Below are 12,271 nucleotides of genomic sequence, written 5' to 3'. Positions count from 1 at the left end.
ATGGGATCCCCTTCACACTTCTCCCCATTCTCCTGACGATGGCGGGAAACAGGCGCATATCTTGCTGTTTTTTATGCCGGTTCCAGATTTTTCCATTCGAAAAAGGACTTGCATATGTCCATAGGATTACCGCTCAAGCGGGTGGATGCCGAGGCCAAGGTGACCGGCAGCGCCCGCTATACAGATGACAACATCATGCTCGGGATGCGCCACGCCAAGTACGTGAGAAGCAATATTGCCCACGGCAAGGTGCTCGCCATCGATGCGACCGAAGCGCTGGCGCTGCACGGGGTCGAAGCCGTGTTTACCCATGAAGATGTGCCCACCACCTGTTTTCGCACCGCCGGTCACGCTTGGTCTCTCGATGAGGCGAAACGGGATGTGAAAGACCGGCGTCTGCTCACCGACCATGTGCGTCACTTTGGTGATGGGGTCGCCATCGTGGTGGCGCGCGATCCGCTGGTCGCCGAGAAGGCTGCCGCCCTGGTCAAGGTGACCTACGAACCGCTGCCGGTGATGACGGATGCCCACAGTGCGCTGGCCGAGGATGCTTATCCCATCCATCCGAATGGCAACCTGCTGCGGCAAAGCCAGATCCGGGCGGGTGAGCCGGAACAGGCAATCGCAGCAGCGGATCTGCAGTTCAAGGCGCACTATCAGACGCCGGTGGTGCAGCACTGCCATCTGGAGACGGTGACCTGCTACGCCTATATGGATCAGCCGGACCACATCATAGTGGTCAGCAGTACCCAGATCCCCCAGATTGTGCGCAGCCGGGTGGCCAAATCCCTCGGCCTACCCTGGTCCAGCGTGCGGGTGATCAAGCCCTACATGGGCGGCGGCTTTGGCAACAAGCAGGATGTGCTGGAAGAGCCGATGGCGGCGTTTCTGAGCTACAAGCTTGGCGGTGTGCCGGTCAAGGTTACCTTGAGCCGGGAGGAGTGCTTCTTTGCTTCCCGCACCCGCCATGGCTTTGCCATCGATGGCACCCTCGGTATCAACCGGGATGGCACCCTCAGGGGGTATCAGCTCGACGTGCTCTCCAACACCGGCGGCTATGCCTCCCACGGCCACTCCATCGCCAGCGCAGGGGCCAACAAGATCAGCTACCTCTATCCGCGCAGCGCCTTCGGTTATGACGCCAAAACCTTCTACAGCAACCTGCCCACCGCCGGTGCCATGCGCGGTTACGGCGCGCCGCAGGTGATATTTGCCCTTGAATGCATGCTGGATGACGCCTGCGCCGAACTGGGGCTGGATCCGCTTGATGTGCGCATTGCCAACGTGGCGAGGGAAGGGGACGTCAATCAGGTCAACCAGAAGACCATCTACAGCGCCGGGTTGCCGGACTGCCTGCTGCGTGGCCGCGAGATGTTCGAGTGGGATCGACTCAAGGCCGAGTGTCTGGGGCAGGATCCTGCCAGCCGGGTGCGGCGTGGCATCGGGGTAGCGTGCTTTAGCTACGGCTCCAACACCTATCCGGTGGGGGTCGAAATTGCCGGCGCCCGCATGCTGCTCAATCAGGATGGCACCGTCAATCTGCAGATCGGTGCCACCGAGATAGGGCAGGGGTCGGATACCGTCTTTGCCCAGATGGCGGCCCAGACATTGGGAATCCCGTTTGAGCAGATCCGGGTCATTTCGACTCAGGATACCGACATCACCGCCTATGATCCTGGCTCGTTCGCCTCGCGCCAGAGCTATGTGGCAGCCCCCGCCATCCATCAGGCGGCGCTGCAGTTGCGGGCCCGCATTTTGTCGCTGGCGGCCCAGCTCTGCCATCAGGATGTAGGGTCGCTGACCCTGATCGACGGCTACGTGGTGCTGGCCGGTGCGCCGGACAAGGTGCTGATCAGCGTCGCCGAGGTGTCGGTCAACGCCTATTACCACCTCACTATCGGCGGCCAGATCACCTCCGAGGTCTCCCACAAGACCACCACCAACCCGCCCAGTTTCGGATGCACGTTTGTCGATCTCAGCGTTGATATCGATCTCTGCAAGGTGACCATCAATCGCATCATCAACCTGCACGATGCAGGCAAGATCCTCAACCCGCAGCTGGCGGAGGGGCAGGTGCACGGCGGCATGGGGATGGGGATCGGCTGGTCGCTGTTCGAGGAGATGACCATCGACACCAAGAGCGGCGTGGTGCGCAACCCCAACCTGCTCGACTACAAGTTCCCCACTATGCTGGATTTGCCAGAGCTTGAGTGCGACTTCGTGCAGACCTATGAACCCCAGTCGGTCTATGGCCACAAATCCCTGGGGGAACCGCCCATCATCTCGCCGGGCCCTGCTATTCGTAACGCCATCCGCATGGCGACCGGCGTCGCCATCAACGAGCTGCCTATCACCCCCAAAACCCTGTTTCGGGAGTTTGTCGCGGCGGGTCTGATTGGCGAGGGAGCAGGGGAGGAGCAACACCATGTTTGATATTGCCCGTTACTACAAGGCGCACAGTGTGGCCGAGGCGGTCGCCCTGCGTCAGGCCGACTCTGAGGCGCGTCTCTTGGCCGGTGGCACCGATGTGATGATCCAGCTGCATCACCTCAACGCAGCCTATCGTCATATCGTCGATATTCACGACTTGCCCGAACTCAAAGGGGTGTGCGAGTTGCCTGATGGGTCGATCCGCATCGGCTCCGGCACCACCTTTACCGAGCTCATCGAGAACGAACTGGTACAGCGCCGCCTGCCGATGCTGGCGGAAGCGGCTGCCACCATCGCCGGCCCGCAGATCCGCAACGTTGCCACCTATGGCGGCAATATCTGCAATGGCGCCACCAGTGCAGACTCGGCAGCGCCGACTGTCGCGCTGGAAGCAGAGCTGGAAATTGCGGGGCCCGATGGCACACGCCGCATCCCCATCGCCGGTTTTCACACCGGCCCTGGCAAGGTGGCGCTGCAACCGGCGGACATTCTGGTGGCGTTTCACTTTGCCCCGGACTCACACCCCCATGTGGGCTCCCACTATTTCAAGTACGCCATGCGCGATGCCATGGATATCGCCACCATCGGCTGCGCCGCCTACTGCCAGATTGAGGATGGCCACTTCAAGCGCTTGCGGCTTGCTTACGGCGTGGCGGCACCGACGCCGGTGCGCACCCCTCACGCGGAAGCGGCGGCCGAAGGGCAACCCCTGACTCGCGCCACACTGGCAGCGATTGCCGAGGCGGTGGTAGCCGATGTGGCGCCGCGCTCCTCCTGGCGGGCAGAAAAGGAGTTTCGCCTGCACCTTATCAAAACCCTGGCGCAGCGGGTGGTCGCCTGCGCAGTCGAACGTGCCGGAGGGAAGATCCTATGATGCAACCGCAAAGCTGTCCCGCCGTGGAGATCCAGTGCGAGATCAACGGCAAACCTTACTCTTATGCTGTGCCGCCCACCATGTCGCTGCTCCACTTCCTGCGTGGGCAGGGGCTGATCAGTGTGAAAGAGGGGTGCAGTGTCGGTGAGTGCGGCGCCTGTACCGTGCGGGTGAATGGCACTGCCATCGACAGCTGCCTCTATCTGGCGGTCTGGGCCGATGGCAAATCCATTCGCACCGTGGAGGGGGAGCGTAAGGGGAATGTACTCTCCGATGTACAGCAGGCCTTTATCGATGAGGGGGCGGTGCAGTGCGGTTTTTGCACCCCGGGCCTTGTGATGGCGAGCGCCGCCCTGCTCGACAAGACCGAGCGCCGTCCGCTGACCGATGCGGAGATCCGCCGCGGGCTATCGGGGAATCTGTGCCGCTGCACCGGGTATCAGAACGTTGTGCGGGCGGTGAAAAAGTGCTGCAAGGGGTAACTGACTGGGCGCAATGAGCCTGAGTGCCGTTGTTTGAAAAAAGGAAATCAAGCCGCCCAAAAACACAGGCCCGCCTCGAAAGAGGCGGGCCTGCTGCTGAGTGGGGTCAGGAGAAATCACACTTTTGGCTGGTCGATCACCAATTTGCCATCTTTGACCGGAATGGTGGCGCCCGGGGCTTGCTTCATGCGGATCACCCCCTCCTGACCTGCGAGGCGATAGGTCACGTCATAACCTATGGTGTTGACGCTCGTATCCTGCACCGTCTTGCAGCGCTGTTCGGTGGTGGTGTAGGTATCGCCCGCCTGCATATTGCCCTGCACCTGATTACCGGCATAGCCACCCGCGACTGCCCCGGCAGCGGTGGCCACCTTCTTGCCACTGCCGCCACCAAACTGGTGGCCGACCACGCCACCCAGCGCTGCGCCAACCACTGTGCCGAGGATCTTGTGCTCATCCTGTATCGGCTTGCGGTGGGTCACGGTGACGTTGCGACACTCCTGTCGGGGAGTCTTGATGGTCTCGGTGATCGGCTTGCTGGCGATCACCTCGGCAAAGGTGGGTTGTGGTGTAAAGAGGGAGCCGCTGGCCGCGGCCGAGAGTGCCAGGGCCGAGGCGATGCCAATACCGATACCTGCCATCATGGATCTGTTCATCTTGTTGTTCTCCTGCATACCCATACGGGCTGTTCCAATCTGGCGTCATCTTGTCACAACCGGCTGGCCGGACAAGGCGAGGGGGATGGGCCTGCGACAGGCGCTGGCAAGGTCAAAAAACAGCCACCATGAAAAAGTGTCTGGCTTTGGCGACAACGGACTAAAAGTGACCAGTTTCCGACGCATGGCGGGCTTTGCTTTTGTGATAAGGGGCAATTCGAGTCGCAATTTGCAAGGCGGGCGGTGAGCAGAATGCCAGAGTGGCAAAGTGCTGACGGGGACAGGTCAAGGGAGGTCTTGAACAAGGGCTCTGTTCGTTGAGATGGCCACGCAAGTGGTTGATAAATGGCTCCAGCCCCATCGGATGTTAGCCGATAAGAGATCACGGCAAGCATTTTGCTTTGATTGAGTGAAGCAAAGGGTGAACGGGTCGGCAGACAACCGCGTAAGACCTGAAATGAAGAGGTTCACCCGAGATCACCGGATTAACGAGGGGGAGATATGTCAATGTTACCCAGCTGGATCACCCCGGCCATCCAGGCCAACATCATCACGGTGCAGCAGGCCGAACGTCTGCTTTCATCCCTCTACCGGCCCCTGGCCGAGCAGGGAGAGGAGCTTCCTGCCGATATCGCCGACATCAGCCTCAAGCTCTACTGCTTTCGCCAGCAGGGGCGGGTGCGCCACTAAGACTGACAAAAGAACACCCCGCGCCAGGCACGGGGTGTTGTCACTCATGTATCACAGGCCTATCAGGCCAACATCACTTGCGCCACCAGCATCAGAGCGCCAAATCCCAGCACAAAGCCCACCATGGGCAGCACGAACTTGACCCACTTGTTGAACTGGATGCCGAGCATCTGCAGAGTGACCAGCACCAGTCCGGTGGGGGCCAGAAACAGCATGGCGTATTGCCCCCAGTTGTAGGCCGACACCACGATATAGCGGGGGATCATCACAGTATCCGCCAGCGGCGCCATGATGGGCATGGAGAGCACTGCGAGCCCCGAGGAGGAGGGCACCACCAGCCCCAGCAGGGTGAACACCAGCATCTGCGCCACCGCGAACACGGCGCCGTGCATGCCGGAGACCAGATCGGAGGCGTAGGCCAGAATGGTGTCCGAGATCATCCCCTGATCCAGCACCAGATTGACCCCCCGTGCCAGCCCGATGATGAGGGAGACCGCCACCAGCTCCGACGCCCCCTGAGTAAAGGCCTCGACTGCCTCCTTCTCTTTGAGACCCGAGATAAAAATGATGATGATGGCGATGGTCAGGAAGGAGGCCGCCATTTGCGGAAACCACCAACCGGCCATGGAGACGCCCCACACCATCAATGGGAAGGCGAGGATAAACAGGGTCAGAATAATCTTGCGGCGCAGGGTGAAGGGCACCCCTTCGTCCATAGAGCCCTCTTTGAGAAAACGGGCGCGAAAGCTCTCTCTGTCCTCATAGGTGTAGGAGAAGGCCGGGGTGGCCTTGATCTTCTTGCAGTACCAGTAGAGATAACCGATCACCACCAGGGTGCCCACCAGACAGCCAATGGCGCGAAAGATCAGCCCCTCGGTAAAGGGAATGCCGGCGGCATTGGAGGCGATTACCACCGAGAAGGGATTGATGGTGGAGAAGGTGGTTCCCATGGAGGCGGCGAGGAAGATGGCCCCTACGCAGACGATGGAGTCATAGCCGAGCGCCAGAAAGATGGGCACCAGTATGGGGTAGAAGGCGACCGCCTCTTCCTCCAGTCCGCAGGTGGTGCCTCCCAGCGCCATTACGAAGCAGACCAGCGCCACAAACAGGAACTCGTTGCCCCGGGTCTTGTGTGAGAGGGCGACAAGCCCCGCACTGAAGGCTCCTGTCTTGTTGATGACGCCGATCAGCCCCCCGAGCACCAGAATAAAGACGATGATATCCGCCCCCTCTATGGTGCCCTTGACCATGCTGACCGCCACGTCACCGAGCCCCTTGGGTGCTTGCTCCAGCCGTGCATAGGTGCCGGGAATGGCGATGGGCTTGCGGATGGTGCCGTTGGTAAATTGCTCTACCGCAATATTGATATTGAGTTTTGCCAGGGCATCCTGGGTTGCGGGAAGTCGGCTTATTTCCCCCTGTGGGCTATTGACCATCAGGCTTTCACTGGCCGGATTATAAGAGAGTTTGGCATAGGCGCCCGCCGGAATTATCCAGGTCAGCGCAATGGCCAGCAACATAATAAGAAACAGAATGGTAAATGCAGTAGGGAATTGTCTGCGTGGTGTGGTATTCGGCACGGCACACATAAAATGCTCCTTGATAAAGCAGGTTTGGGCTCGGCGGAATATCGGGTCGATAGGGTTTCTGCGTCATACATCCAAGGTACGCGAATTCACTGTGGATTGCGTAGTGATTGGCGAGAAATCTGGCCTGATATTGAACATCCGGTAGATTGTTTCACGTTGTAACCGTAACCCGTGCGCGGCTTGATGAACATCTCACCATGCTCGCTTTATGGGATGGCTCACAAAATTTATTTTCCATGGATTTAACAGCTGATATGAAATAAAAGTTGTTATGCAATAACTATTTCAGCTTTCGTTTTATGCGGTTTACCTTAAATAAAGGTCATGAAAATAGTGCGTGCCGAGATGAATGAAATGACATATAAAGCAGTTTTGACGGAATAATATTCCGTTATCGTCATTTTTCGCTATTCGCCAAAAACAGCTTGTGAAAAAAATGGCACGCTTTCCCGTAATGAAATATTTTTTTTGCAACGAAAACAGGGGCCTCTGTTGGCAGCAGGCTGCCCCTGTCTAAGACGTTTTGCTAATACCTGCCGCCGCAGGCTCACTGTTAGGCTGTCATCCCCATAAGAGACCAGTAACGGGCAGGATGCCCATGTCGCTTGCTGATCTCTGAATCATCCCGGAACAGCCCGTTTTGTGCCACTTGTGAGGAAGGAATCCGATGACAGTGCAGAACATCTATGAGCGCGACCTTGCCAAAACCGCCGCCAATTTCGAGGCCCTGACCCCCATCAGCTTTTTGGGGCGGGCGGAGCGGGTCTATCCCGACTATCCGGCGCTGATCCACGGCCCGCTGCGCCAGAGCTGGGGCGAGACCGCCCGCCGTTGCCGCCAGCTGGCCTCGGCCCTGAGGCTTCGCGGCATCGGGGAGGGGGATACCGTCTCCATCGTTGCGCCCAATATCCCGGCGATGTTTGAAGCGCACTTCGGGGTGCCCATGAGCGGCGCCGTGCTCAACACCATCAATACCCGGCTCGATGCCGAGTCGATGGCTTTTATCTTCCAGCATGCCCAGAGCAAGGTAGTGCTGGTGGACAGGGAGTTTGGTGCCGTGGTGCGCAAGGCGCTGGATCTGCTGGAGCGCCAACCGCTGGTCATCGCCATCGACGATCCCCTCTACCGGGAGGGGGCGCTTGTCAGTGACCTCGACTATGAGACCTTTATTGCCACTGGTAACGGCGATGAGCCCGGCTGGTTGCCGCAAGATGAGTGGCAGGCTATCTCCCTTAACTACACCTCCGGCACCACCGGCAACCCCAAGGGGGTGGTTTATCACCATCGTGGTGCCCACCTCAACGCCATCAACAATGTGCTCTCCTGGGAGCTGCCCAAACATCCCGTCTACCTCTGGACCTTGCCGATGTTTCACTGCAACGGCTGGTGCTTCCCCTGGACGCTGGCGGCCACCGCCGGGGTGAGCGTCTGCCTGCGGCATGTGCAGGCGGCCGCCATTTATGAGGCGCTGCACGAGCACAAGGTGAGCCACTTCTGCGCGGCGCCCATCGTGCTCAATATGCTCAATAATGCCGATCCTGCGCTCAAGCAGGGGCTGGATCACCCCATCAAGGTGATGACCGCTGGCGCTGCGCCCCCCGCCACCGTGATCGCCGGGATGGAGGCGATGGGGATCGCTGTGACCCACGTCTATGGCCTGACCGAAACCTATGGCCCTTGCGTGTTGTGCGAACCGCAAAGAAGCTGGCAGGGGCAGGATGCCACTGCGCTCTCCCGCCTCAAGGCGCGCCAGGGGGTTGCGTCGCCTCTGCAGGGGGAGATGCGGGTCATCAATCCGGTCAGCGGCGAACCGGTGGCCAAAGATGGCAAAACCATGGGGGAGATAGTGCTGCGCGGTAATGTGGTGATGAAGGGCTATCTCAAAAATCCGGCGGCCAGTGCCGAGGCGATGGCGGAGGGGTGGTTTCGCAGTGGCGATCTGGCGGTATGGCACCCGGATGGTTATGTGGAGATCAAGGACAGATCCAAGGACATCATCATCTCCGGCGGGGAGAATATCTCCAGTTTGGAGGTGGAAGATGTGCTCTATCGCCATCCCGATGTGGACGAAGCGGCGGTGATCGCCATGCCCGATGAGAAGTGGGGGGAGGTGCCCTGCGCCTTCGTGAAACTGAAAGAGGGGCGAGAGACTACCCAGGCGGAGCTGATCGCCTTTTGCCGGGAGCAGATGGCCCACTTCAAGGCCCCTAAACGCATCATCTTCACCCCGCTGCCGAAAACCTCGACCGGCAAGGTGCAAAAATTCGTGTTGCGCAAACAGCTGGGGTAGCGGCCTGTTCGTAAGGAGCCAGCACAGCCATTCATAGGAGGGAGATACAAGGGGTCTGGAGGGCTGCTGGCCCTCCCGTGGTGTGGCTAGGGAGCCTTGCAGGCAACGCAGTTGCGGCCGCTCTGTTTGGCCTGATAGAGCATCTGATCGGCGCGGGCGTAGAGGCTCTCCATCAGCTCCCCTTCGCCATTTTCCACCAGTCCGGCGCTGATGGTGATGACCAGCTTATCCCCATCGGGCAGGGGCAGCGGGCTTTGCATCACCTGCAGGCGCAGCCGCTCGGCTAGGGATGCGGCGGCCAAGAGGGTGGTGTTGGGCAGCAAGATGGCAAACTCGTCACCGCCGATGCGGGCCAACACATCTTCGCTGCGCAGCACCGATTGCATCACCCTGCCCAGATGCATTAGCGCGCTATCCCCAAGGGGATGCCCGAAGCGATCGTTGATGCACTTGAACTGATCCACATCCAGCACCATCAGCACCGAGGTGAGGTGGTGGCGCATGTCCAGACTGAGGTTCTTCTCGCACATTTCGAAAAAGAAACGGCGGTTGTAGAGACCGGTGAGGCCATCGCGCACCGACTGCTGGTGTAGCTGCTCCTTGAGCTGGTGCAGCTCGGTGATATCGGAGGAGATACCGATCAGGGTCGGGGTGCCATCCCCCAGCAGAAAGGGCACCTTGACCGACCAGTAGTAGTGCTGATTGCCCTCGATATCGGTCAGCGTCTCTTCTCCGGCTTGCAGCTCGCCGGTTTCGAATACCCGGTTGTCCAGCCGCCACAGCTGGCAGGCGCTGGCAGCCGGGATCACCTCGTCATCGCGCCGGTTGATGATCTGCTCGGCAGGAAGGCCAAGCAGATCGGCGACCTTTTGGTTGACGTAGAGAAAGCGGTGCAGGCTGTCCTTCATATAGATATGGGCATCCACGTTGGCGAGGATGAGCTCCAGCAACTGGTGCTGCTCCGCCAGCCGCGCTTCGATCAACTTGTGTTCGGTGATATCGGTGGAGATGCCGCACAGGCCGATCAGGTTGCCATCCTTGTCATGGATGGGCTTTTTAACAGTCCAGTAGCAGCGCTTTTCCCCGGTGGATTTGAGGTAGTTGATCTCCTCCTGGGCGAGGGCAAGCTGCTGCTCCAGTACCAGTTGGTCGTTGCGCTGAATCGCATCCGAGAATTCGAGATCAAAAAAAGCCCGATCATCCTGTCCCTGCAACTCGGCGAGGGTGCAGCCAAAGAGATCCAGCACCGCTTGATTGGCATAGGTGTAACGGCCCGCCAGATCCTTGGTGAACATGTAGGCGTCCGTCTCGTTGAAGATGGCTTTGAGGTGATCCAGCTCATGCTGTAATCGAATGGAGAAGGGTTCATCCTTCATGGAGTTAACCATCCTTGGTTAAGGGCGTCGTTGTATACAGCGCGAATATATGTACCAACTGTTTAAATTAAGCACTTCACAGGCCATATTTCGCGTTTATTTCCGCAGGATCTGCGCCATGTCACACGATTGTCATCGTTGGTGTGGTCAAAGGAAATCAACTGAGTCCGTTGCTATTCAGATAACCGTCCCACTCATATCGGCCCGGCATCGTGGGCCAGCAGCAGAGAAATTGCCCGGCAATCAAATGCGCCACTCCGAGCGGTAGAAAGGGCAACAAACAGGTCTTTAATCAAACTATTTTCACTGTGCCCCTGATATCATCCTCAGCAACGCAATATGGAGAGATACGAGATGGCAGTGGCACCGTTTAATTGGGATGACGCAGTTCAGTGGGACGGGCCGGGGGCCATTGCGGGTAGCGAAGAGAGTTTGAGTGCCGATCGGCTTGATCGTGCCCGCTATGCAGAGTTTCTGACCAACTACCTGGCCGCCGAAGGCAAGCAGCGCAACTATGTGCTCAATCTCAATGCGGAGTGGGGCGCGGGTAAAACCTGGTTTATCAAGCGCTGGTATATGGAGCTGAAAGCGCACTATCCCACTGTCTATATCGATGCTTGGCAGCAGGACTTTTCCGATGATCCCTTATTGACGGTGATTTCATCGATTATCGATCAATTGAGAGATGCAACAGGAAATAAGGTAGCAATACCTGATGGCATCAAGTCCAAACTATTGGGTTTACTCAAAGTGGGCGGGAAATTGGTGCTCAAGTCAGCCATTAAAAAAGCTGGATGGGAAGATAGTGACTTTTCTGTGGAAGGAGAAGACGCAGACAGGCTGGTTGATACGCTTTGTAGTAATCACAAAGAGCGTTATGAATCTATTCAGTATCTTAAACAAGAGATAAGGCAATGGGTTGAAGGTGCTGTTGGATTAGGTAATGGAGAGCTTGATTATCCCGCTTTTATTTTGATTGATGAACTGGATCGCTGCCGCCCCTCCTATGCGGTAGAAATGCTGGAAACAATAAAGCATATATTTGACATTCCCAAAGTTGTTTTTGTATTGGCAACGGATACCGAGCAGTTGCAACATGCAGTGAAGGTGATTTACGGCGCTGATTTTGATGCACATACATATTTAAGTCGTTTTTTTAGTAGGCGCTTTAGCTTGTTAGCTGGCTCAAAACGACATTTTATAGAAAGTAATTTATCTAATAGTGTACTTGTAGATCATTCTTTTGATAAGGTCTGGCCTAAAGGGTTAAATATAGAAGCTATTACCACAGTATTGTCATCTATATCTGATGCATGCCACTTATCTTTGCGAAGTACTGAGAAGTTAATTGACCGTATGACATTGGTACTTTTAAATTTAGAGAAAGACGATATTAATGTAGTCTTCTTGGCTTATATGCTTGCATTACATGAGATAAAACCATCCGATTATGAAATGATAATCACAATGGCAAGAAGTAGACAGAAACTGGAAAGTGTAAAAATGCAGGAAATAAAGCCAAAAGCATTAAATGAACTGCAAGGATCAATAGATCTCTCGATGAGAACAGTACAGGGAGTCGAATTTGTTGCTGGCGACTATAGTATTAAAATTGAAAATTTAATTAGAGACTATCTTTGGGGTTATCTTGGTGAACACGATAATGCATCTGCTCATTTATTAGGTCAAAATAAAATTTTAATTGATCAACATCCTCGGTTTACTAGAGATGAGCATAGCGAGGCTTTGAAGTATTACATTTTAAATGCAGAGCTATATGAAAAATCCAGATTAGATATGTCGGTATATAGAAGCTGGGTTGAGTTAGCTATCTCATTTGAATGAGATTAACGGGCCAAATAGCCCGTTAATCAATAAGAAAAT

Annotated in this window: 9 protein-coding genes; 6 read left to right on the top strand and 3 right to left on the bottom strand. The window is 56.7% G+C overall.

Annotated elements, in window-relative coordinates; translation table 11 throughout:
• Positions 1 to 114 precede the first annotated feature (114 nt).
• From xdhA to xdhC, 3 genes are read left to right on the top strand one after another with little or no spacing between them, the layout of a single operon-like run.
• On the top strand, positions 115 to 2,433 hold the full coding sequence (gene xdhA / locus AB5Y67_RS10965; protein ID WP_368207719.1) for a xanthine dehydrogenase molybdenum-binding subunit XdhA: 2,319 nt from the start codon (positions 115 to 117) through the stop codon (positions 2,431 to 2,433).
• A complete protein-coding gene (gene xdhB, locus AB5Y67_RS10960; RefSeq protein ID WP_064338010.1) occupies positions 2,426 to 3,304 on the top strand; it encodes a xanthine dehydrogenase FAD-binding subunit XdhB in 879 nt (292 codons plus the stop codon). The genes xdhA and xdhB overlap by 8 nt, the downstream gene beginning before the upstream one ends.
• Positions 3,301 to 3,786 (top strand): xanthine dehydrogenase iron sulfur-binding subunit XdhC, encoded by a 486-nt coding sequence (gene xdhC, locus AB5Y67_RS10955; RefSeq protein WP_064338009.1) that lies wholly within the window; start codon positions 3,301 to 3,303, stop codon positions 3,784 to 3,786. The genes xdhB and xdhC overlap by 4 nt, the downstream gene beginning before the upstream one ends.
• Positions 3,787 to 3,902: 116 nt before the next feature.
• On the opposite strand, the gene AB5Y67_RS10950 is transcribed toward xdhC, so the two are convergent.
• On the bottom strand, positions 3,903 to 4,442 hold the full coding sequence (locus tag AB5Y67_RS10950) for a glycine zipper 2TM domain-containing protein (protein ID WP_199427981.1): 540 nt from the start codon (positions 4,440 to 4,442) through the stop codon (positions 3,903 to 3,905).
• A gap of 501 nt (positions 4,443 to 4,943) precedes the next feature.
• Here AB5Y67_RS10950 and AB5Y67_RS10945 point away from each other — a divergent pair.
• Entirely contained in the window at positions 4,944 to 5,132 is a 189-nt protein-coding gene (locus tag AB5Y67_RS10945; RefSeq protein ID WP_005345660.1) for a hypothetical protein, read from the top strand.
• A gap of 62 nt (positions 5,133 to 5,194) precedes the next feature.
• On the opposite strand, the gene AB5Y67_RS10940 is transcribed toward AB5Y67_RS10945, so the two are convergent.
• Complete coding sequence (locus AB5Y67_RS10940; protein WP_199427980.1) at positions 5,195 to 6,721, bottom strand: YfcC family protein; 1,527 nt, start codon at positions 6,719 to 6,721, stop codon at positions 5,195 to 5,197.
• Positions 6,722 to 7,388: 667 nt separating this feature from the next.
• Between AB5Y67_RS10940 and AB5Y67_RS10935 the strand changes: the two genes are divergently transcribed.
• Entirely contained in the window at positions 7,389 to 9,011 is a 1,623-nt protein-coding gene (locus AB5Y67_RS10935) for an acyl-CoA synthetase (protein WP_199427979.1), read from the top strand.
• A gap of 86 nt (positions 9,012 to 9,097) precedes the next feature.
• Here the strand turns inward: AB5Y67_RS10935 and AB5Y67_RS10930 are convergent, their stop codons facing one another.
• Positions 9,098 to 10,387, bottom strand: a complete 1,290-nt coding sequence (locus tag AB5Y67_RS10930) for a sensor domain-containing diguanylate cyclase (protein ID WP_199427978.1) — start codon at positions 10,385 to 10,387, stop codon at positions 9,098 to 9,100.
• A gap of 354 nt (positions 10,388 to 10,741) precedes the next feature.
• Between AB5Y67_RS10930 and AB5Y67_RS10925 the strand changes: the two genes are divergently transcribed.
• Positions 10,742 to 12,232: a P-loop NTPase fold protein gene (locus AB5Y67_RS10925; RefSeq protein ID WP_368207716.1), complete on the top strand. Its 1,491-nt coding sequence runs from the start codon at positions 10,742 to 10,744 to the stop codon at positions 12,230 to 12,232.
• Positions 12,233 to 12,271 lie beyond the last annotated feature (39 nt).

Source organism: Aeromonas sp. s12 (assembly GCF_040907925.1).
Classification (GTDB): Bacteria; Pseudomonadota; Gammaproteobacteria; order Enterobacterales; family Aeromonadaceae; genus Aeromonas; species Aeromonas veronii.
This window is presented reverse-complemented; position numbering and strand designations above follow the sequence as displayed.